Origin of the sequence: Serinicoccus chungangensis (assembly GCF_001483745.1) — a bacterium.
GTDB classification, from domain to species: domain Bacteria; phylum Actinomycetota; class Actinomycetes; order Actinomycetales; family Dermatophilaceae; genus Ornithinicoccus; species Ornithinicoccus chungangensis_A.
Map to the genome: position 1 here is coordinate 247154 of NZ_LQBL01000032.1, position 21155 is coordinate 268308.

At 73.8% G+C, this 21155-nt stretch carries 22 protein-coding genes and 1 pseudogene; 9 read left to right on the top strand and 14 right to left on the bottom strand.

Features of this window, described 5'->3' with window-relative positions; genetic code table 11:
• Positions 1-64: 64 nt before the first annotated feature.
• Both AVL62_RS15395 and clpS read right to left on the bottom strand, forming a co-directional pair.
• Complete coding sequence (locus AVL62_RS15395; protein ID WP_058892513.1) at positions 65-649, bottom strand: DUF2017 family protein; 585 nt, start codon at positions 647-649, stop codon at positions 65-67.
• A 3-nt stretch (positions 650-652) separates the two neighbouring features.
• Positions 653-985: an ATP-dependent Clp protease adapter ClpS gene (clpS, locus tag AVL62_RS15400; RefSeq protein WP_201023293.1), complete on the bottom strand. Its 333-nt coding sequence runs from the start codon at positions 983-985 to the stop codon at positions 653-655.
• 67 nt (positions 986-1052) lie between these two features.
• Between clpS and AVL62_RS15405 the strand changes: the two genes are divergently transcribed.
• On the top strand, positions 1053-2309 hold the full coding sequence (locus tag AVL62_RS15405) for a nicotinate phosphoribosyltransferase (RefSeq protein ID WP_058892583.1): 1257 nt from the start codon (positions 1053-1055) through the stop codon (positions 2307-2309).
• Between the two features lie 32 nt (positions 2310-2341).
• On the opposite strand, the gene AVL62_RS15410 is transcribed toward AVL62_RS15405, so the two are convergent.
• From AVL62_RS15410 to AVL62_RS15420, 3 genes are all read right to left on the bottom strand, one after another.
• Positions 2342-2953, bottom strand: coding sequence for an isochorismatase family protein (locus tag AVL62_RS15410; protein WP_058892514.1), 612 nt, complete (start codon positions 2951-2953; stop codon positions 2342-2344).
• An 85-nt stretch (positions 2954-3038) separates the two neighbouring features.
• Entirely contained in the window at positions 3039-3968 is a 930-nt protein-coding gene (locus AVL62_RS17960) for an RDD family protein (RefSeq protein WP_153011816.1), read from the bottom strand.
• Positions 3969-4372: 404 nt separating this feature from the next.
• The gene (locus AVL62_RS15420) at positions 4373-5695 is read right to left on the bottom strand and encodes a cytochrome P450 (protein WP_058892516.1); all 1323 of its coding nucleotides are present in this window, start codon (positions 5693-5695) and stop codon (positions 4373-4375) included.
• A 309-nt stretch (positions 5696-6004) separates the two neighbouring features.
• Between AVL62_RS15420 and AVL62_RS15425 the strand changes: the two genes are divergently transcribed.
• On the top strand, positions 6005-6961 hold the full coding sequence (locus AVL62_RS15425) for a type IV toxin-antitoxin system AbiEi family antitoxin domain-containing protein (protein ID WP_058892517.1): 957 nt from the start codon (positions 6005-6007) through the stop codon (positions 6959-6961).
• Positions 6962-7278: 317 nt separating this feature from the next.
• Here the strand turns inward: AVL62_RS15425 and AVL62_RS15430 are convergent, their stop codons facing one another.
• On the bottom strand, positions 7279-7941 hold the full coding sequence (locus AVL62_RS15430) for a DUF6226 family protein (RefSeq protein WP_153011818.1): 663 nt from the start codon (positions 7939-7941) through the stop codon (positions 7279-7281).
• A 261-nt stretch (positions 7942-8202) separates the two neighbouring features.
• Positions 8203-9951, bottom strand: coding sequence for a DEAD/DEAH box helicase (locus AVL62_RS15435; protein ID WP_058892519.1), 1749 nt, complete (start codon positions 9949-9951; stop codon positions 8203-8205).
• Positions 9952-10084: 133 nt separating this feature from the next.
• Between AVL62_RS15435 and AVL62_RS15440 the strand changes: the two genes are divergently transcribed.
• On the top strand, positions 10085-10414 hold the full coding sequence (locus AVL62_RS15440) for a DUF3039 domain-containing protein (RefSeq protein ID WP_153011819.1): 330 nt from the start codon (positions 10085-10087) through the stop codon (positions 10412-10414).
• Positions 10415-10482: 68 nt separating this feature from the next.
• Here the strand turns inward: AVL62_RS15440 and AVL62_RS15445 are convergent, their stop codons facing one another.
• From AVL62_RS15445 to AVL62_RS15475, 7 genes are all read right to left on the bottom strand, one after another.
• Positions 10483-11061 carry a YqgE/AlgH family protein gene (locus AVL62_RS15445; protein WP_058892521.1) on the bottom strand — a complete coding sequence of 193 codons (579 nt, stop codon included), beginning with the start codon at positions 11059-11061 and terminating at the stop codon, positions 10483-10485.
• Positions 11058-11435 (bottom strand): hypothetical protein, encoded by a 378-nt coding sequence (locus tag AVL62_RS15450; RefSeq protein ID WP_058892522.1) that lies wholly within the window; start codon positions 11433-11435, stop codon positions 11058-11060. The genes AVL62_RS15445 and AVL62_RS15450 overlap by 4 nt, the downstream gene beginning before the upstream one ends.
• Before the next feature lie 44 nt (positions 11436-11479).
• Entirely contained in the window at positions 11480-12895 is a 1416-nt protein-coding gene (locus AVL62_RS15455; RefSeq protein WP_058892523.1) for an NAD-dependent malic enzyme, read from the bottom strand.
• Positions 12896-12986: 91 nt separating this feature from the next.
• Positions 12987-14615, bottom strand: a complete 1629-nt coding sequence (locus tag AVL62_RS15460; RefSeq protein WP_058892524.1) for an ABC transporter ATP-binding protein — start codon at positions 14613-14615, stop codon at positions 12987-12989.
• Positions 14600-15478, bottom strand: coding sequence for an ABC transporter permease (locus AVL62_RS15465; protein WP_058892525.1), 879 nt, complete (start codon positions 15476-15478; stop codon positions 14600-14602). Before AVL62_RS15465 ends, AVL62_RS15460 begins: the two co-directional genes overlap by 16 nt.
• Complete coding sequence (locus AVL62_RS15470) at positions 15468-16472, bottom strand: ABC transporter permease (protein WP_201023294.1); 1005 nt, start codon at positions 16470-16472, stop codon at positions 15468-15470. The genes AVL62_RS15465 and AVL62_RS15470 overlap by 11 nt, the downstream gene beginning before the upstream one ends.
• Positions 16469-18079, bottom strand: a complete 1611-nt coding sequence (locus AVL62_RS15475; protein ID WP_058892526.1) for an ABC transporter substrate-binding protein — start codon at positions 18077-18079, stop codon at positions 16469-16471. Before AVL62_RS15475 ends, AVL62_RS15470 begins: the two co-directional genes overlap by 4 nt.
• 64 nt (positions 18080-18143) lie before the next feature.
• Here AVL62_RS15475 and trxA point away from each other — a divergent pair, with 64 nt between their 5' ends.
• The 6 genes and pseudogenes from trxA (at position 18144) to AVL62_RS15505 (ending at position 21093) form a co-directional block, all read left to right on the top strand.
• On the top strand, positions 18144-18527 hold the full coding sequence (gene trxA, locus AVL62_RS15480) for a thioredoxin (protein ID WP_058892527.1): 384 nt from the start codon (positions 18144-18146) through the stop codon (positions 18525-18527).
• A gap of 392 nt (positions 18528-18919) precedes the next feature.
• Positions 18920-19045 (top strand): annotated as a pseudogene (locus AVL62_RS17965) (DUF1269 domain-containing protein); the annotation flags it as partial.
• Positions 19046-19439: 394 nt separating this feature from the next.
• A complete protein-coding gene (locus tag AVL62_RS17970; RefSeq protein WP_058892529.1) occupies positions 19440-20042 on the top strand; it encodes a helicase HerA domain-containing protein in 603 nt (200 codons plus the stop codon).
• 11 nt (positions 20043-20053) lie between these two features.
• The gene (locus tag AVL62_RS17975; protein ID WP_235585728.1) at positions 20054-20317 is read left to right on the top strand and encodes a hypothetical protein; all 264 of its coding nucleotides are present in this window, start codon (positions 20054-20056) and stop codon (positions 20315-20317) included.
• On the top strand, positions 20314-20742 hold the full coding sequence (locus tag AVL62_RS15500) for a DUF6325 family protein (RefSeq protein ID WP_058892531.1): 429 nt from the start codon (positions 20314-20316) through the stop codon (positions 20740-20742). The genes AVL62_RS17975 and AVL62_RS15500 overlap by 4 nt, the downstream gene beginning before the upstream one ends.
• A gap of 9 nt (positions 20743-20751) precedes the next feature.
• Complete coding sequence (locus AVL62_RS15505; RefSeq protein ID WP_058892532.1) at positions 20752-21093, top strand: SHOCT domain-containing protein; 342 nt, start codon at positions 20752-20754, stop codon at positions 21091-21093.
• Positions 21094-21155 lie beyond the last annotated feature (62 nt).

Below are 21155 nucleotides of genomic sequence, written 5' to 3' on the forward strand. Positions count from 1 at the left end.
ACGTCGGGCGTAGCCCGGTGCACGCCCCTCGGCCGCCGCCTGGACCGCCGGCCCAGGGGAGGCCTCAGCGGCCCATGAGAGCGGTCGTCACCGATTCCTGCACCCAGGAGAGGAAGTCGTAGTAGGCCATCTTCTGCGCGAGGGCAGGATCCAGGTCGGTCTCGCCCGACAGGGCCGCCTCGAGCTCCTCGTGCAGACGTTCGGAGTCCTCGTCGGTGCGCAGCCCGAGCCGTTCCCCGAGGATGAGCCGGGCGTCGGTGAGGGCGATCGCGAGGGCTCGCGCCTGGTCGAGGTCAAGCTCCAGGCGGGGCGGGGTCGCCTCCTCGAGGGCCGCGATGGCCGTGGCCAGGGTGCCTGCCTTGCGCTGGCGCAGGCCGTGCTCGGTGAGGCGACGGAACTCGGCCGCCTGCTCGTCGTCGTCGCGGGAGGCCGGCGGCAGCAGGCGGCGCAGCGCGGGGTCGCTGGGCTCGGTGGGGTCGACCTCGTCCCCCAGCCCGGCGACCAGGTCGAGGAAGGGGTCGCCGGTCTCCGGGCGCTCCGGGGCGACGAAGTCCCGGGTCAGCCGCAGGACGTGGACGACGACGGCGATCTCGTCGGCGTCGAAGGAGCCCACCAGCCGCTCACCCGAGCGCCGGAACGCGCGCGCCATACCTCAGTCGTCCTTCTGGAAGGTGGCCCACAGGCCGTAGCCGTGCATGGCCTCGGTGTCGGCCTCCATCTTCTCCCGCGTGCCGGTCGAGACGACCGCGCGGCCGACGGTGTGCACGTCCATCATGAGCTTCTCGGCCTTGCTGCGGCTGTAGCCGAAGTGCGTCTGGAAGACCCAGGTGACGTAGCTCATGAGGTTGACCGGGTCGTTCCACACCAGGGTCACCCACGGGCGGTCCGACTCCGGGCGCTCCAGGACGGCCACCCCGCCCTGCTCCTGCGGGGTGGTCTGCGGGTCGGCCGGTGGCGCCGGCGGGCTGGGGGTGTCGATCGGCACGCCCCCACCATAGGGTGCGGGGGTGAGCCCGAGCACCGCCCTGCTGACCGACCACTACGAGCTGACGATGATCCAGGCCGCGCTCGCCAGCGGTCACGCCGAGCGGCGCTGCGTCTTCGAGGCGTTCGCCCGCCGGCTGCCCGAGGGGCGGCGCTACGGCGTCGTCGCTGGCACCGGACGCGCGCTGGAGGCGCTGCGCGACTTCCGCTTCGGCGAGGAGGAGCTCGCCTTCCTCGCCGACCGCGAGGTGGTGGACCGCAGCACCCTGGACTGGCTGGCCGACTTCCGGTTCAGCGGCGACATCTGGGGGTATGCCGAGGGCGAGGTCTACTTCCCGGGCTCCCCGCTGCTCGTCGTCGAGTCGGGCTTCGCCGAGGGGGTGGTGCTGGAGACCCTCTTCCTGTCGGTCCTCAACCACGACTCGGCCGTGGCCTCGGCGGCGTCCCGGATGACGGCGGTCGCCCACGGCCGCCCGTGCATCGAGATGGGCAGCCGACGCACGCACGAGGCCTCGGCGGTGGCGGCGGCGCGGGCGGCATACCTCGCGGGGTTCTCCTCCACCTCCAACCTCGAGGCGGGCCGGCGGCACGGCATCCCGACCATGGGGACGGCCGCCCACTCCTACACCCTCCTGCACGACGACGAGCGCCAGGCCTTCGCCAACCAGCTCGCCAGCCTGGGGCTGTCCACCACCCTCCTGGTCGACACGTACGACGTGACCGGCGCCGTCGAGCTGGCGGTCGAGCTGGCCGGGAGCGAGCTCGGTGGCGTGCGGCTGGACTCCGGTGACCTGGTGAGCCAGGCCTTCGAGGTCCGCAGCCAGCTGGACCGGCTCGGGGCGCCGGACACCCGCATCGTCGTGACCTCCGACCTCGACGAGCACGCCATCGCCGCGCTGCAGGCGGCGCCCGTGGACGCCTACGGCGTGGGCACCAAGGTGGTGACCGGCTCGGGTCACCCGGCGGCGGGGATGGTCTACAAGCTGGTGAGCCGGGAGAGCGGCGCCGGCCGGATGGAGGGGGTGGCCAAGGCCAGCAAGGACAAGGCGAGCGTGGGCGGGCGCAAGTACGCCCTGCGCCGACGGTCCACCGGGGGCGAGGCGACCGAGGAGATCATCGGGATCAACGAGCGACCCCAGGACGACGGCGACGACCGTCCCCTGCTCGTGCCGCTGGTCGAGCGCGGCGAGGTGGTCGCCCGCACCGACGTCGAGGCCGCGCGGGAGCACCACGAGCGGGCCCGGGCAGAGCTGCCGCAGCGGGCGCTGCGGCTCTCCCTCGGCGACCCGGCGCTGGCGACGACCTACCTCGACGACTGGACCTGAGGGCCGGGGCCCCACGGCCTCCGGGCGCCGGATCAGGGATGCGCCGGTCCCCCCGCCGGGGTGTCGTGCGCCACGACGACGCCGGCGTCGCGCATCTCCCGCAGCGCGGCCTCCGTCGTCCGGGGCGCGACACCGGCGCACAGGTCGAGCAGCACGTGGGTCTCCAGCCCCTCCCGACGGGCGTCCAGCGCCGTCGCCCGGACGCAGTGGTCGGTGGCGATGCCGCAGACGTCCACGGTCGTGATGCCCCGCTCGCGCAGCCAGTCGGCCAGCCCGAGCCGGCGGCCGTGGACCTCGGTGCTGCCCTCGAAGCCGGAGTAGGCCGCCTCGTGCTCCCCCTTGCGGAAGACCGCCTGCACGTGCTCCAGCGCGGCGGCGAGCTCGGGCCGGAAGTCGGCGCCCTCGGTGCCGACCTCGCAGTGCACCGGCCAGGAGGTGACGAAGTCGGGCTCGCCGTCCGTGGCCCAGTGCTCGCCGGGGTCGACGTGCCAGTCGGCGGTGGCGACGATCGTCGCGTACTCCTGCGCGTGGGCCACCGTGTAGGCGCTCACGCCCTCGGCGACGGCGATCCCCCCGGTGACCGGGAGCGAGCCGCCCTCGCAGAAGTCGTGCTGGACGTCGACGATGATCAGGCCTCGGCTCATACCCCGATGGTGCCACCTCGCGCCGGCAGCCGCGCGGGGGCGCCCGGCCCTCGTCGCCCCAGGGCGGACCCGGCCGGTGCGGTGCTCAGCGCCGCTTGACGACGTTGGTGCCGGCCGCCTTGTCGTGCAGGGCCTGGTTGTTCGCGTCCCACAGCGGCCACAGGACGTTGACGATGGTGAACAGGCCGAGGAAACCCAGCGCGGGCGACAGGCTGCCCACGAGGTTGGGGCCCTGGTAGACCGCGGAGCGCAGCAGCACCGCGCGCCACGTGGGCAGGCCCGGCTCGTCGCGCAGCCGCACCCGCAGCCCGGTGATGAGCTTGCCGACGGTGCCGCCGAAGAACTTCACCATGAGGATCTCGTAGGCCAGGCCGAGGAACGCGGTGACGAGTCCGAGCTGGAGGATCCAGTCCTCGAGGACCACCGGCACGGCGCCCGTGGGGTCGGGGTCCATGACGTAGTCCTCCATCGCGCCACGCACCTCGGGGGTCACCGTGACCACGACGAGGACGGTGCTGACGACGAGCGCGAGGAGACCGTCGAGCAGGCGGGCGCCGACGCGGTGCCACCACCCGGCGAGCGGCTGGCCGTCCGGGGTGGTCGGGCCCGGCTGCGGCTGGTAGCCGCCGGGCACCGGTCCTCCCTGCCACTGGCCCTGGTAGGGGTTCTGCCCGGTCTGCCCGGCGTAGGGGTTGGTCTGCTGCTGGCCCTGGCCGTAGCCGCCCTGGCCCTGCTGACCCCAGCCCTGCTGACCCTGGCCGTACCCACCCTGGCCCTGCTGACCCTGGCCGTAGCCGCCCTGGCCCTGCTGGCCCCAGCCCTGCTGACCCTGGCCGTACCCACCCTGGCCCTGCTGCGTGCCGTCGCCCGCCTCGGGTGCCTGCCACTGCTGCCCCGACTCGGCGAGGTTGGGCTTCTGCTTGGGTGCCGTGTGGTGGGTCCACTGCACGCCGTCCCAGTAGCGGAGGTTCTGCTCGTCCTGCGGGTCGTCGTACCACCCTGCCTGCTGACTCATGGTGGTCAGACTATCGGCGCAGGTGACCTGCTCCAGCACCGCAGCCCCGCCGGCCCGGCGGGCCACCTCCCGGGCGACGAGCACCTGGTCCGAGCTGCTCGGCGCGGGCAGACCCCTCCGGCTCGTCCCGCTGGGAGAGGACGCTGCCACGCGGCTGGAGCATCCCGGTGGGCCGGGCACACCGTCGGCGCCGGTGCTCGGGCCCGTCGGTCAGCTGGGCCGACGGGCCATACCTGTGCACGCCCGACGCACCTGTGCACGCCAGCTGGGCCGACCGGCCATACCTGTGCACGCCAGCCGCGCCTGTGCACGGTTGTGCAGCCTGTGCATGCCGTAGACCCTCTGTACCGGCTGCATATCCGTGCACAGACCCGCGGCGGTCGTCCCGGGTGCACGAGCGGCGGTCAGCCGGGCAGGGGACGAACCCGCAGCGGGGCGCCGTCACCCGGGACGTTGGTGATGTTGCGCAGCCGGGTGGGCGCCGGGGCATCGGCGACGACGTCGACGCGGGTCAGGACCTCGCGCAGCACGACCACGCCCTCCATGAGCGCGAACGGTGCTCCGATGCACCGGCGGACGCCTCCGCCGAACGGGAGGTACGTGTGCGCCGCGGGACCCTCGCCGAGGAAGCGCTCGGGCCGGAACCTGTCCGGCTCCGGGAAGGCGTCCGGGTCGTGGTGCGCGAGCAGGATCGCCGGGGCGGCGGTCGCGCCGGCGGGCAGGCTGACACCCCCGATCCGCTGGTCGCTGCGCAGCGTGCGGGCGACGTAGTCGATGATCGGGTGCAGCCGCATCGCCTCCTTGACGCAGGCCTCCAGGTGCTCCTCGTCACCCTCCTGTGCCGCCCGTCGGGCGCGGGCCCGGGCCTGCTCGTCCCGGCCGAGCTCGTGCAGCGTCCAGGCCAGGGTCGAGGCCGTGGTCTCGTAGCCGGCGAGCAGCAGGGTCACGACCTGGTCACGGATCTCCTGGCTGGTCAGCGGCTCCCGGTCGTCATCGGGGTCGGTGCCGACGGCGAGCAGCTGGTCGAGCAGGTCCGGGGTGGCGGACGCGTGGCCGGTCCGGCGCTGGCGCACCTCGGCGTGGATGAGCTCGTCGATCGCCGCGAGGTTGCGGGCGTGGCCACGCCACGGCGGAAGGGCGCGCAGCCGCGGGTAGAGCCAGCCTCCGACCACGACCGGGTCCACCTCGACCAGCCGCAGCACCCGCGGGCGCAGCGCGGCCAGCCGGTCCGGGTCGCTGGCGCCGAGGACGACCTGCATCATCACCGCCAGCGTCACCTGGCTCATCCGCTCCAGGGCGACGACCGAGGAGCCGGGGACCCAGGTGTCGACCTCGTCCGTGGCCGCACGCATCACGACCGGACGGTATGCCCGTACCGCTGCCGGGGAAAAGGCCGGCATGAGGTAGCGCCGGATGGCCCGGTGCGCGTCGCCGTCGTTGAGCATGACCGAGCGGTCGCCCATCGCGGCGCGCAGCATCTCGTTGCCTTGGGCCCCGCTCAGCTCGACCGGGTCGCCGGCGAAGATCTCCTTGATCGCCCCGGGGTCGCTGAAGAGCACGAGGTGCTGCGGGCCGGGCAGCATGCGCACGGTGAAAGGGTCGCCGTACCGGGACCGGTGCCGCTCGAAGGTGCCGCGCCGGTCGGTGAAGGCCTGGATCGTCTGGATCAGCGCCGGGGTCCGCGGGCCCGGCGGCAGTCCCCCGCGCGCCGGCTGTCGGGTGCGCATGCCTCCGCACGCTACCGCTCGTCGAGGCGACGTCTCCTCCCCTACCGCGCCACCCGGCATACCTGTGCACCTCCCCCGGCCGCGCCACCCGGCATACCTGTGCACCTCCCCCGGCCGCGCCACCCGGCATACCTGTGCACGTCACAGGCGCCCCACCCCCACCTGTGCACGCTGATGCAGCCTGTGCATGCGGTAGAACCTGTGCACCGGGGACATATCCGTGCACAGGCTCGCCGCGGTCGTTCCACACCAGGCCACCTGTGGACAACGGCCCGTCCACGACACCGGGATCGGCCACAGTGGGTCGCCATGGAGCACCTCCAGGCCCGCCTGTCCGCCCAGCACCACGTCGCCAGCGGTGACGACCTGCGGGCTCTCGGTCTCAGCCGTACCCAGATCCGCAGACTCGTCGCCGGAGGCGTCCTGGTGCGGATCCGCAAGGACTGCTTCGTGTCGGGCGAGGTATGGCGTGGGGCGGCTCCGTGGCACCTGCACGAGCTCCGGGCGCGCGCGGTCGCGACGAAGCTGTGCGGACCCGGCCGTCCGTACGCCCTGAGCCACCAGAGCGGGCTCGAGGTCTGCCAGATCGGGACCTTCGGGGTCGACGACAGGGTGCACCTCACGCGGACCGACGCCCAGCGGGGGCGTAGCGACGGTGTCGTGCACATCCACCCCCCGGTCAGCCCGACGTGGGTGATCTTCCCTGACGACCCGGCGAGCCGGGAGCCGCCCGTCGTCGACCCCGCCCTGGCCTGTCTGCAGGTGGCTGGGTCCAGGGGCCTGGTGGCCGGGCTGGTCAGCGCGGACATCGCCCTGCGGCAGAGGGCGACGGCCATCGAGCGGTTGCGTCAGGCGGGCCGAGAAGGGTCCTTCGGGCACGGGGCCCCCGCCGTCCGCACGGTGGTCGAGCACGCCACCGGTCTGAGCGGGTCGGCCGGTGAGACCCGGGCCCGCTGGATCATGCTCGAAGCCGGGCTGCCCGCCCCGGAGCTTCAGGCGATGATCTGCGACGAGCACGGCGAGCTGGTCGGCTTCGTCGACTTTATGCTGCGGGAGGCGTGGACGGTGGTCGAGTTCGACGGGGCGCTCAAGTATGGCTCCTCCCGCGACCTGATGGCCGAGAAGTGGCGCGAGGACCGTCTCCGGGCACTCGGCTACGAGGTGGTGCGCATCACCTGGGACGAGCTGGCCCACCCCGAGCGCGTCGTCGCCAAGATCCGTGCCGCCATGGCCCGTGGGCTCGCTCGGCGCGCGACCCCGGCCTGAGCCACCCTCGCATCCTCGGACGACGGCCTTTGCGGCCCGGCGTGCCGGTCCTCTTGAGCCGTCGGGTCACGACCGGGCACTCAGCACCGTGGGCTGGAGCAGCCCGGCCTGTGCACGCCAGGTGCAGCCTGTGCATGCCGTAGAACCTCCGCACCGGCTGCATATGCATGCACAGGTACTCCTGGGGCGGGTGGGAACGTGCACACGGACACCGCAGGACCGCTCGGGCGCCCTGACCTGTCTGTCGCCGGGAGCGGCGCAGCTGAGCCCGGTGTCCCCACCCGCCGTGGAGCGGCAGATCCCCGGGGCGAGGCCGCTCAGGCGCAGCCCCATCCCTGGCTGACCAGGACCCGGGCGTCGTCGGGCACGTCGACCTGCTCCCCGGCGAGGAGCGAGTCCGCGAGCCGGACCAGCTCGGAGAAGCTCCACGGCTCGCTCCGTCCCCCCGACCCCTGCGTCATCACCCCACGGTCGAAGGACCAGTCCTCACCGCGCAGGGCGACGAAGGGGCTGATGGCGTGAAGGACCAGCTCGTCGACCTCCTCGAGCAGGCGGTCGCTGCCGTCGTCACAGGCGTCGCAGCCACACATCGGTAGCCGTCCCAGGCTCACCCGAGGCTCCCCGACGGCGATCTCGACAGCGGCCACCAGCCCGTCGCGTGCTCGGCCGAATCTCTCCAGGAACCAGATCGGCGGGGCAGCATCGGTGGGCAGCCTGAGGAGTACCTCGCGGTTGGCCGCCGCCTCCCGCAGGGCGGCCCTGGGCGCAGGTGTGTCCGCGCGCTGGGCTCCCACAGCGGTGCAGAGGACCTCGGCCCACACCCTCCTCCTGGCGAGCAACGCGTCATACCGCGCCGGGTCCGTCACGCGGGAGTACTCCCAGCTCTGCGGCGACTCCGTCGGGTCCCTCGGGCATGGCCACGAGGGCTCGTCGAGCACGGCGTAGCGACGGGTCACCTCGTCCATCAACGCCAGCCTCATGACGGTGCACGATAGGCGGCCGGCCGTGTCCAGGACAGCCATTTTCGTTCTAGGGCCCGGTCTGTGCACGTCCTGCGCAGCCTGTGCGTGCGGTAGAACCTGCGTACCGGCTGCATACCCGTGCACAGGTGTGGGTGGGGCGGATGTGGCGTGCACAGGTCACGGTCTGACCACGCGTCCGGTGCGTCCTGACCGCGCGTCCGGTGCGTGCTGACCGCGCGTCCGGTGCGTGCTGACCGCGCGTCCGGTGCGGGTATGGCGTCAGCGGCGGCCCACGAACCAGCGCCGGATCGAGTCGATGCGGTCGCGGACCTGCTCGGACGTGGCCGTGGCCAGCTCCGGGCCGCCGCAGGCGCGGCGCAGCTCGGCGTGCACGACGGCGTGCGGCTGGCCCTTCTTCTGCGCGTAGGCGGAGACCAGCTTGTTGAGCTCCTTGCGGTGCTCGGCGAGGGCGCGGTGGGCGGACACGGCCTGGGCGCGCGCCTGGCCACCGTCGCGGCCGACCTGCTTCTTCTGCCGTTCGCGCAGCAGGGTCGCGACCTGGTCCGGCTCCAGCAGCCCGGGCAGGCCCAGGTAGTCGTCCTCGTCCTCCGACCCGGGCACCCCACCCAGGCCGAACTGCTCGGCGTCGTAGAGGACGTGGTCGAACTCCGCGTCCGACCCGATCGCCTCGTAGCTGCCGGTGAGGTCGTCCGAGGCGCCCTCGGCGGCCTGCGCCTGCTCGAGCAGCCCGTCCTCCTCGGACCACAGCTGCTCCTCCCCGTCGTCCTTCCGGTTGAGCGCGTGGTCCCGCTCCAGCTCCATCGAGCCGGCGTGCCCGAGGAGCCGCGGCACGTTGGGCAGGAAGACGGAGGCGGTCTCGCCGCGACGACGGGCCCGCACGAAACGCCCCACCGCCTGCGCGAAGAACAGCGGTGTCGACGTCGAGGTGGCGTAGACCCCCACCGCCAGCCGCGGCACGTCCACCCCCTCGGACACCATGCGGACGGCCACCATCCAGCGCGAGCCGCCGTCGGCGAACTCCTCGATCCGGGCGGAGGCCCCGGCGTCGTCGGACAGCACGACGGTCGCCGGCTCACCGGTGATCTCGCGCAGCTGCTTGGCGTAGGCGCGCGCCGACCGCTGGTCGGAGGCGATGACCAGACCGCCCGCGTCCTCGACGTGCCGGCGCACCTCGGTGAGCCGCTTGTCCGCCGCCCGCAGCACCGCCGGGACCCAGTCGCCGGCCGGGTCCAGCGCGGTGCGCCAGGCCTGCTTGGTGACGTCCTGGGTCAGCGGCTCCCCCAGCCGCGCCTCCAGCTCGTCGCCCACCTTGGTGCGCCACCTCATGGTGCCGCCGTAGGAGAGGAAGAGCACGGGCCGGACGACGCCGTCGCGCAGCGCGTCGGCATAGCCGTAGGTGTAGTCGGCCGAGGAGCGCAGGATCCCCTCGGCGTCCATCTCGTAGCGCACGAACGGGATGGCCGCGGTGTCGGACCGGAACGGCGTCCCGGTCAGCGCCAGCCGCCGGGTCGCCGGCTCGAAGGCGTCGCGCACGGCCTCGCCCCACGAGAGCGCGTCGCCACCGTGATGGACCTCGTCCAGGATGACCAGCGTGCGCGCCGCTTCGGTCCGGGACCGGTGCAGCAGCGGCTTGCTGGCGACGCCGGCGTACGTCACGGCGACCCCGTCGAAGTCCTGGCTGTGCCGACCCTGGGCGTTGGCGAAACGCGGGTCGATGCGGATGCCGACCTTGGCGGCCGCCTCGGCCCACTGGGTCTTGAGGTGCTCGGTCGGGGCGACCACCGTGATCCGCTGCACCTCGCCGCGGTCCAGCAGCTCGGTCGCCACACGCAGCGCGAAGGTCGTCTTTCCGGCACCGGGCGTCGCCACCGCGAGGAAGTCACGGGGGCGCTCGGCGAGGTAGGTCTGCAGCGCGCTCGCCTGCCAGGCACGCAGCTTGCCCGCCGTGCCCCAGGCGGCACGCTCGGGATAGGCGGGGGGCAGGTGGGAGGCGGCTGAAGTGGACATCGACTCGCCAGGATAGGTCGTTTCCCGATCCGACTCACCGACCCTCCCGCTCCCGACCGGGCACCGCAGACCGTGGTATGCCCTCGCTCCCGCCCGCGGGCGGGCATACCGGGGCGCGCCTAGACTGGGGTGCATGAGCGTCCGCATGTCCGACCAGCCCCTCGACGCGCCCGAGGCACCCACCCAGCCGTCGACGCAGACCGCCGTGCTGGAGCGCGAGGACACCCGGGTCCAGCCCGACCTGTCCGAGCCGGGCGACCACGAGCGCTTCTCGCACTACGTCCGCAAGGAGAAGATCATGGAGTCGGCCCTCAGCGGCGACCCCGTGATCGCCCTGTGCGGCAAGATCTGGGTGCCGGGGCGCGACCCGCAGCGGTTCCCGGTCTGCCCGCAGTGCAAGGAGATCTACGAGGGGCTCCGCGAGCCGCAGGACGGCGGCGGATCCGGCGGCGGGGACGACTGAGACCGCAGGACGGCGGCGGATCCGGCGGCGGGGACGACTGAGACCTCCTCCGGGCGGGCCGGGCCACCTCAGTTGCGCTCGGGGTGCTCGGTCCAGGTGGTGAGGAAGGAGGCCGCCGAGCGCTGGCGCAGCAGCACCTCCCGCCAGAGGCCGGTGGTGTCCTCGCGGAAGGCGTCGCGCGGCTCGCGGGGCACGACCTCCCACGCGCCGTGCCGGATCTCGGAGTCGAGCTGGCCGGCGGACCAGCCGCTGTAGCCCACGAAGATCCGGAAGGCACCCAGCTCGGGCACGACCAGCGGCGCCGGGGCGTCCAGGTCGACCAGACCGATCCCGCCGAAGAGCAGCTGGGTGCCCAGGGGCGGGTCCTCGGGCAGGTGCCCCGGCACGCTCACCAGCCCCATCGCCGTGTCCCGACCGACCGGGCCGCCGCGGAAGAGCACCCCCGGGTCGGTGACGAAGGGCTGCCACTCCGGCAGCACCGCGTCGACGCCCGCCTCCATCGGCTGGTTGAGGACGAGCCCGTGGGCACCGTCCTCGTCGTGGTGGAGGATGAGGACGACGGCCCCGACGAAGGGCTCTCCGGTCAGCGGGGTCGCGACGAGCAGCTGACCGGTGACCTCGCCCCGCTCCCGGCGCGGCGGGCTCACGACGGCCGCCTCGTCCGCGTCGGGGTGTCGCCCATGTCCCCATCATGACCCCAGCGACGCCGGGTCGTCGCGGCGACCCAGACCCCGAGCCCCACGCCCAGCAGGTCTGCGGCCGTGTCGAGCAGGTCCGCCTGCCGACCGGGCGCGAGCAGCTGCTGCAGCGGCTCGCTCACGAGCGCGTGCAGCACCAGGACGGGCAGGAGCCAGCGCGCCCGCAGCCACCACGCCAGGGCGGTGGGCACGGCGAAGGCGACGAGGTGGCCGACCTTGTCCAGACCGGGGATCCCGGCGGGTCCGGGCGCCTGCGGGGCGTAGAGCCCGTAGGCCTGCACGAGCAGCGACACGAGCAGCGCGAACCACCCGAGCACGACCACGAGGTCCAGGCCGGGCGACTGGTGCGGACCTCGCGGGCCGCCCGTCAGCTCGTCGCCTCGCGCCGCGCCCGCGCGGCCCCCTCGACCGCCTGGGCGACCGCCTTGGTCGCCTTGGGGTTGAAGACGCTCGGGATGATGTAGGTGGGGTTGAGCTCGTCGGCGGAGACGACGTCGGCCAGCGCCGAGGCTGCCGCCAGGAGCATCTCGTCGTCGATGTGGTCGCTCGCGGCGTCGAGCAGACCGCGAAAGACCCCCGGGAAGACCAGCACGTTGTTGATCTGGTTGGCGAAGTCGCTGCGACCGGTGGCGACGACGGTGGCGTGGCGGCCGGCCTCGACGGGGTCCACCTCGGGGACCGGGTTGGCCATGGCGAAGACCACGGCGTCGTCGTTCATCTGCGCGATGTCGTCACCGGTGAGGATGTTGCCCGCCGAGACCCCGATGAAGACGTCCGCGCCGACGAGGGCCTCCTTCAGCGTCCCGGTCTCCAGACCCCGGTTGGTCTGGCTGGCGATCCAGGCGAGGTTGCCGTTGTCGCCGCGCATGACGTCGGGCCGGCGCGGGTGGATGACCCCGTCCACGTCGGCGACGAGGACGTCGGTGGCCCCGGCCTGCAGCAGCAGCCGGATGATGGCCGAGCCGGCCGCGCCCGCCCCGGACATGACGATCTTCACCGACGCCAGCTCCTTGTCGACCACGCGCAGGGAGTTCTTCAGGGCGGCGAGCGCGACGATCGCGGTGCCGTGCTGGTCGTCGTGGAAGACGGGGATGTCCAGCTCCCGGCGCAGCCGCGCCTCGATCTCGAAGCACCGGGGCGCCGAGATGTCCTCGAGGTTGATCCCGGCGAAGCCGGGGGCCAGCGCCTTGACGACGCGGACGATCTCGTCGCTGTCGTGGGCGTCGAGGCAGATGGGGAAGGCGTCGATGTCGGCGAACCGCTTGAACAGCGCGGCCTTGCCCTCCATGACCGGCATCGCCGCGAGCGGCCCGATGTCACCCAGCCCGAGCACCGCAGAGCCGTCGGTGACGACGGCGACGGTGTTGCGCTTGATGGTGAGGCTGCGGGCGTCGTCGGGGTTCTCCGCGATGGCCTGGCAGATCTTGGCCACGCCCGGGGTGTAGACGAGGGAGAGGTCGTCGCGGTTGCGGATCGGCAGCTTGGACTTCACCTCGAGCTTGCCACCCAGGTGGGCCAGGAAGGTGCGGTCGCTGACCCGCCCGATCTCCACCCCGTCGACCTCGCTGATGGCCTCGACGACCTCGGCGGCGTGGTCCGTGCCGTAGGTCGCGATGGTGAGGTCCGCCTGCAGCCGCTCGGGGGCCGAGTCGCTGATGTCGACCGCGGTGACCATGCCGCCGACGTCCGCGACCGCGGTGGTGATCTCGGAGACGGCGGTGACGCGGGCCGGCAGCTCGAGACGGACGGTGATGGAGTTCGACACGGACGGGACGGGGCTCATGGCCCCATTGTGGCGCGTCCCGACCCGCGAGGGGTATGCAGCCCGCTCCCGGCGTGCCGCGTCCGCCGGGACCCCGGGGGCCGGCCCCGGCTCACCACTCGACGACGACGTCGCACCAGGTCCGCAGGAGCTCCTCGTCGTGGGAGGCGACCAGCACCCCGCACCCGGTGGCGTGCTGGTGCTCGTGCACGGCCCGGACGACCGCGCGGGCGGTGGCCGCGTCCACCATGGAGGTCGGCTCGTCCAGCAGGAGGTAGTCCGCGCCCAGCGCGAGGGCCCGGGCCAGCACGACCCGCTGCAGCTGGCCACCGGAGACCTCGTCCGGTCGGCGGCCGGCCAGCTCCGGGGCGAGACCCACCCCGTCCAGCATCCGCGCGACGGTGGTGTCGTCGCCGGCCCGTCCCGCCAGCCGGGACGGCTCCAGCAGGCTCCGACCCAGCGTCCAGCGGGGGTCGACCCCCTGCCGCGGGTCCTGCGGCACGAAGGCGATGCGGCGACGCAGGGCGGCGGGCACGGCGTACCCCGTGCCGCGGACCGGGCGTCCGTCCAGCCGCACCTCGCCGGTGGCGGGCCGGTGCAGCAGCGCCAGGGTGCGCAGCAGCGTCGTCTTGCCCGCACCGGAGGGGGCCATGAGCCCCGTCGTGCGGTCCGGGCGCACCCGCAGCGTCACCCCGCTGCGCACGAGCGTGCCCCGGCCCCGCCGCAGGGTGAGGTCCACGCCGGCCAGGCCGGGGCCCTGCGCCTCGTCCGGCCCTGCGCCCGAGGTGGCCGGTCCTCCCCCGGCGGCCGGTCCTCCCCCGGCGGCCGGCACCTCCCCGGGCGCGGCCAGGCGCTGCGCGGTGGTGGCGTGCGGGGCCAGGCGGTGGGTCGCCCGGCGGGCCCGGGCGATGACCTCGGTGACCGGCACGTCGCTGCCGGTGGTCCGCCCGCCGTCGAGCTCCACCACGGTGTCCGCGGCCTCCTCGGCGAGCCGGAGGTCGTGGGTGACCACCAGCACGGCCCGCCCCTCGTCGTGGGCCAGCGCCGTCAGCCCGGCCGCCGCGGCCCGCGCCCTCGGCCGGTCCAGGCCGGTCGTGGGCTCGTCGGCCAGGACGAGCCCGGGGTCACCGAGGAGCGCGAGGGCGTTGGAGACTCGCTGCGCCTGCCCGCCGGAGAGCTGGGAGGGCAGCCGTCGCCACCACTGCGGCTCCACGTCGTGGCGGCGCATCGCCAACCGCACCGCGGCCTGCACCTGGGCCGCCGGCTCGTGGACCCGCGCCTTCTCGGTGAGGTGGTGGCCGACGGTGAGCACCGGGGTCAGGGAGCCCACGGGGGCCTGCGGCAGCCACGCCGCGACACGGCCCCGCAGCCGCTCGCGCGCGGGCGCGCCCGGGTCGACGAGGTCCACCGGCTCGGCCGCCCCGTCCTCCCACCAGCCGTGCCCGCGCACCAAGGATCCGGTGGGCAGCAGGCCCAGCAGGGCCGCCAGGAGCGTCGACTTGCCCGCACCGCTGGGTCCGAGGAGCACCACGAGGCGCCCACGCGGCACGTCGAGGTCCAGCTGCTCCAGCACCGTGTGGTGACCTCCGCGACCGTCGGGCAGGGCCACCCCGAGCCCGCTCACCCGGAGGCCGCCGGACGGCTCCCCCCCGGGCCGGCCGCCCGGGCCGGCCGGCCGCGACACGGGCGCCACGAGGTCCCGGCCCTCGGCATACCCCTGGCCGGTCACGAGCGCCCCCACGAGACCGGGCGCAGCCGCTCGCCGAGCACGAACACGACCAGGCTCAGCGCCACGAGCAGCAGCCCAGGCAGCACGGCCGGCCACCAGTGCCCCGCCAGGACGGCCGTGCGCGACTGCTCGATGATGGTGCCGAGGGAGGCCTGGTCGTCGGGCAGCCCGAGGCCGAGGAAGCTCAGGGCCGACTCGTGCATGATCGCGTGCGGCACCATGAGCACGGTCGCGAGCACCACCCGCCCCATGACGTGGGCCAGCAGGTGCCGGGAGAGCACCCACCAGCGCCCCGCGCCGGCGCCGACGGCCGCCTCGACGAAACCCACGCCCTCCAGGGCGAGCAGCTCGGCCCGCACCAACCGCGCGGTCGTCGTCCAGTGGGTCAGGGCGACGCTGAGGATCACGCTGCCGAGGGAGGGTCCGAGCAGGGCCACGATGACGATGCCGAGCACCAGGTGCGGGAGGGCGTTCACGGCGTCGACCACCCGCATGAGCACGCCGTCGACGACGCCGCCCCCGCGCGTCGCCAACGAGCCGGCGAGCCCTCCCACCACCACGCCGACGACGCTGGAGACGAGGGCCGCCACCAGCCCGACGAGCAGCGAGACCCGGGCGCCGGCGAGGCTGCGGGCCAGCAGGTCACGGCCGGCCTGGTCGGTCCCGAAGGGGTGCTGCGCCGAGGGAGGCAGGAAGGCCTGCGCGAAGTCCGCCCGCTGGTCGTCAGCACCCGCGCCGAGCAGCAGGACGAGGACGACCACGCCGCCGAGGACGGCCCACCAGGGGCCGGAGCCGCCCCGCGGCTCCGCTCGCCGGGTCCCGGCCCAGGGCCGCGAGCGGGCGCCGGCGACCTCGCGCCACCCGTCACCCGTCACGGCGCCCCACCCTCGGGTCGACCAGCCGGTAGGCGACGTCCGCGGCCAGGTTGCCCAGCACGACGAGGACGGTGGTGAGGACGGTGAGGGCGGCGAGCAGCGGGAAGTCGAGGCGCAGCGCGGAGTCGACGGTGGCGCTCGCGACCCCGGGCCAGGAGAAGACGGTCTCGACGAGCACGGCCCCGGTGATGAGCTCGGGCACCCGCACGCCGAGGACCGTCACCAGGGGCAGCAGCGCGGGCCGGACCGCGTGCTGACGCAGCAGGCGGGACGTGGGTATGCCGCGGGCCCAGCCCGCGCGCACCGGCACCCCCGCCAGGGCGTCCCGGGTGGCGTCGCGGACGACCAGGCCGAACCACGGCAGCTGCGAGAGCGCCAGGACCAGCACGGGGAGCACCGCGTGCTGCAGCACGTCCAGCGGCTCCACGGTGCCCGAGCCGGGCGAGGTCGCCCCGCCGGTCGGCAGCCACCCGAGCCACACGGCGAAGACCCACACCGCGACGAGACCCACCCAGAAGGGCGGCGCCGCCTGGAGCGTGAGCAGCCCGCCGCCCACCACGCGGTCCGCCCACGACCCGGGTCGGGTGCCGGCCAGGCCCCCCACCAGCACGCCCCCGAGCACGGCCAGCACCAGCGCTGCGGACATGAGCCCGACGGTCCACGGCAGCCGCTGCGCGATGACGGTGGCCACCGGCGAGCGCTGGCTGGAGGACACGCCGAGGTCACCCTGCAGGGCGTTGCCCCACCACGCGGCCCACTGCTGCACGGCGCCCGTGTCCGCGGCGCGGGCGCGCATGGCCTCGAGGGTCGGTCCGTCCATGGTGAGCGCCCGCTCCCCCAACGAGGCGAGGACCGGGTCGAAAGGGGTGCGCTGCGCCAGGGCGAACATCACGAGGGTCACCACGGCCACGAGGACGGGCAGCAGCAGCAGCCGTCCGACGAGCAGCCCGGTGAGCGGCGGACGGGACGGGTGCAGCCGGTCCCGCAGCCTCACCCGCCGGCGATCGTCCACTCGGCCAGGTTCCACCAGGGCCCGCCCTGCAGACCGTGCTCGTGCGGCTCGACGAGGGGCACGTCATACCCGGACCACGCGCCGGCCTCGATGACGTAGTCGTGCTCGACGTAGGCCAGGAAGACCCAGGGCAGGTCCTGCGCGAGCTGCTCCTGCACCGTGGCGTAGGCCTCGACCCGCTCGGACTCCTCCTGCGCGGCCCGGCCGGCCTCGAGGGCCGCGTCCATCTCCGGGGAGTCGTAGCCCCCGGGGTTGTCGAAGCCCTGGAGGGCGCGGCTGGAGTGGAAGAGGGGGTAGGTCGACAGGTCGGCGTTGTAGGGGTTCCCACTGCCGTAGACGAGGGCGTCGGTGGCCATCCGCGGCTCGATCGCCTCCCAGCTCAGCCCCTCCGGCTCGACCTCGATGCCGAGCTCGGCGGCCTGGGCCTGGACCTCGAGGGCGAGGTTCTGGCGCAGGGTGTCACCGGCCGGGTACATGAGGGTGAAGGCGGCACGCTGCCCGTCGTTCTCGCGGACCCCATCGGCGCCCTCGACCCAGCCCGCCTCCTCGAGAGCCCGCTGCGCGGCACCGGGGTCGGACTCGACCTCGACCACGTCGGAGTACTCGGGCGCCTCGGGCGGGATCGGCCCGTAGGCCGGGCGCCCGGCCCCCGCCAGGGCACCGTCGACCAGCGCCTGACGATCCAGGCCCGTGTGCAGGGCCTCGCGGACGGCGGGGTCGCCGGTCACCTCCCCCTCCTCCGGCATGACGAGCGCGCGGAAGTCGGCCGTGTCGCGGCGGACGACGTCGTAGGCCTCGTCGTCCTCGAACCGGCCGAGCGCCTGCGTCGGCAGCAGCGCGGCGTCCACCTCACCGGAGGCGAGCCGGGCGGCGCGGGCCGCGTCGTCGTCGACGAAGAGGAAGGTGGCCCGGGTGACCTCCGGCTCCTCGCCCCAGTAGTCGGGGCTGGCGGCGAGCACCAGGCGCTCCCCCGCCCGGTAGCCGTCCACCTCGTAGGGGCCGGTGCCGACGACATCCTCCGGCGAGGTCGCGTCGACCTGGTCGGCCGGGAGGATGCCGAGGGTGGTCGTGGTGACGAAGGCGGACTGGGGGTGGGCCAGGGTGAAGCGGACGGTGCGCTCGTCCACGGCCTCCACCGACTCCAGCGCGGTGAGGTCGGCGGCCACCGGGGAGCCGTTCTCCGGGTCGAGGGCAGCCTCGTAGGTCGCCACGACGTCCTGCGCACCGAGCGGCTGCCCGTCGTGGAAGGTCACGTCGTCCCGCAGGGTGACGGTGTAGGTGAGGCCGTCCTCGGAGACCTCGGGCAGCTCCTCGGCCAGCACCGGCCGGGGCTCGAGGTCGACACCCAGCTCCACCAACCCCTCGACGACCTTGCCGTCGCCCCACCGGGCGTAGCCGAGGACCGGGTTGAAGCTGTCCGGCTCGGCGCCGGTCGCGATGACGACCTCGGTCGCGCCGGAGGACGTGGCGGCGGCCTCCTCGTCGTCCCCGGCCGGGGTCGTGGTCGGGTCGGTGCAGCCGGCGAGCAGCAGGCCGACGACGGCGGCGGAGGAGAGGGGTGCGGCATACCTGTTGCGAAGCGTTCGCATGACGCGACCGTAGCAGGGGCGCAGGACATGGAAGAAGGTGAGCGGCGCCCGCGTTGGAACGGCTATGAGCACCGTAGACCTGACCGCAGACACCTTCGAGCAGACCGTCACCGGCAACGACATCGTGCTGGTGGACTGGTGGGCCGAGTGGTGCGGCCCCTGCAAGATGTTCGCCCCGAACTACGAGAAGGCCTCCGAGAAGTACGACGACGTCGTCTTCGGCAAGGTCGACACCGAGGACCAGCAGGCACTGGCCCAGGGAGCGGGTATCAGCTCGATCCCGACGATCATGGCCTTCAAGGAGGGTGTGCTCGTCTTCCGCCAGGCCGGCGCCCTCCCGGCACGCGACCTCGAGTCCGTCGTCGACCAGGTGCGCGAGCTCGACATGGACGAGGTGCGCGCCAAGCTGGCCGAGGCCGAGGCCGGCCAGGCGTCCCAGCAGGCCTGAGCAACGCGGCCCCGGTCCTCGTGCTGCACGAGCACGCCGGTCCCAGGCGCCATGAACTTCTGACGCTCGGCGTCTAGACGGTCCACGCCGCCAGTGCCAGACTCCTCTGATGTGCGTGGGTTCACCACCCGGGCAGACCCGCTGGTGAGGAGAGGACAGTGCCCATGGCGACCCTGACCGTATGGAAGTTCGACGACCCGACGCGTGCCGAGCAGGTCCGCTCGCAGGTGATCGAGCTCTAGAAGAAGCAGCTCATCAAGGTCCACGACGCCGTCGTCGTCTCGTGGCCGGAGGGCAAGAAGAAGCCCAGGACCCAGCAGGCGTTCTCCCCCACTGCAGCAGGCGCCTCGGGTGGCGCGTTCTGGGGCCTGCTCTTCGGCATCATCTTCTTCGTGCCCCTCTTCGGTATGGCGTTCGGCGCCGCGATGGGCGCGCTCTCGGGGTCGATGCGCGACTTCGGCATCAGCGACGACTTCATCGACACCGTGCGCGAGAAGGTCACCCCCGGGACCTCCGCGCTGTTCCTCATGTCCAGCGACGGCGTGCGCGACCGGATCGCCGAGGAGCTGGGCGACACCAGGGCGAGCTCATCGCCACCAACCTCAGCGTCGAGGACGAGGCGGCGGTGCGCGACATGTTCGATCCCGAGGAGTCCGCGGCCGACGGCGAGCAACGCTGAGCCTGGACCTCCCCGACGGAGACAGAGCACCCCGATGAGCATCACCTCGAGCCCCTCCGACGACACGTCCGCCGGGGGGCCTCGACCTACCTCGACTCCCCGGACGGCCGCTCGTTCCGGGTCCGGGGGTCGTGGACGCCCCCGCGGGTCGGTGACTTCCTGCACCTGGAGAGCGGCGGCTCGACGCTGCTGGGCCAGGTCGAGCGGCTGGAGGCCTCGACCGGCACGAGCACGTGGCCTCCGGGACCCTGGTGTCGGTCGACGGGCCTCCCCCGGCGCCGGTGCCCACCCCGGTCGAGGTCTCCCGCGCCTCCGACGAGGAGGTGGGGGCGGTCGTCTCCGGACCCGACCGCCGGCTGCACGTGGGTCGGCTGCAGTCGATGCCGGAGGTCCCCCTGGGACTGGTCGCGCGCAAGCTGAACCGGCACACCTTCTGGTGCGGGCAGAGCGGCTCGGGCAAGACCTACGCGCTCGGCGTCGTGCTCGAGCGCATCCTCACGGCCACCGACCTGCCCGTCCTGGTCCTTGACCCCAACAGCGACTTCGTGCACCTGCACACCACGGTGCCGACGGCCGACCCGGTGGAGTCGCGCGAGCTCGCCGACCGGGACGTCCAGGTCCTGCGCCCCGACAGCGACGAGCACCCGCTGCTCATCGTGGTCGACGAGGCCCACAACCTGTGCCCGCCGCAGGCCGAGACCCGCTCGGCGCCGCGGTCCGCGACCGTCTGGTCCAGATCGCCGCCGAGGGTCGCAAGTACGGCCTCTGGCTGCTGGTCTCCACCCAATGACCGTCCAAGGTGCACCCGGGGATCGTCACGCAGTGCGACAACCTGACGCTGATGCGGATGACCTCGCGGGCGGACCTCGAGCAGCTGGCCGGCATCTTCGGCCACGTCCCGGAGGACATGCTCCGGCGGGCCGCCCAGTTCCGGCTGGGCGAGGCGCTCGTCGCCGGCACCTTCGTCCCACGCCCGAGCCTCGTGCAGATGCGGGACCGGGTGACCGAGCAGGGTGGCTCCGACGTCTCCGTGCCCCTGCGGGAGGACCCGGCGGCGGGGTCGCCGTCTCAGTCGCATCACCCCCGTACGGACGAAGGAACGGTGTCATGAGCCCATTCACCTATGGTCCCGTCGAGCTGCACCTCGTGGGCTTCGGCACCGGTGATCCCGACCCGCAGGCCGTGGGGGCGCTCCGCGAGCTCGTCGACAGCAGCCTGCTGCGCCTGCTGGACCTCGTCGTCGTCTCCCGCTCCGAGAGCGGCGAGCTCACGACGCAAGAGCCCGGCGAGGGGCCGCAGGACTGGGGCCTCGGGGACCTGGAGCCGGCCGAGACCGGCCTGACCGGCGACGAGGACATCGAGGAGCTCGCGGCCTCGTTGGAGCCCGGGACCTCGGGCCTGGTGGTGGCCTTCGAGCTCGTCTACGCCCGGACCCTGGCGCAGCGGCTCGCCGCGGCGGGCGGGTCCGTGCTGCGGACCGAGCGAATCCCCGCGCCGGTCGTCAACGAGCTGCTGGACGCAGCCGCGAAGGAGTAGGAGAGCACCATGCCCATCCGTCGAGTCGGTCGTCCCGGCCTCATCGGTCTCGCCGCCCGCACCGCCGTGGTCGCCGGCACCGCCCAGGCGGTGAGCGGCGGCATGGCCCGCAACCAGCAGGCGCGTGCCCAGCAGGCCGCCCAGCAGCAGGAGTACGCCGACTACCAGCAGCAGGCGCAGGCCAACGCCGCGGCGCAGGCCGCCGCAGCCCAGTACGCCGCGCCCCCGCCTCCCCCGCCCGCACAGCCGACCGACCTCATCGGCGAGCTCCAGAAGCTCGCTGCGCTCCAGCAGGCCGGGGTGCTCACCGACGCGGAGTTCGCGGCCGCCAAGGCCAAGCTGCTGTCCTGACCGGACACCCACCTGCGGGCACGACGTGTGCGGTCGTGGCCCTCACCGGGCCACCGGTGCAC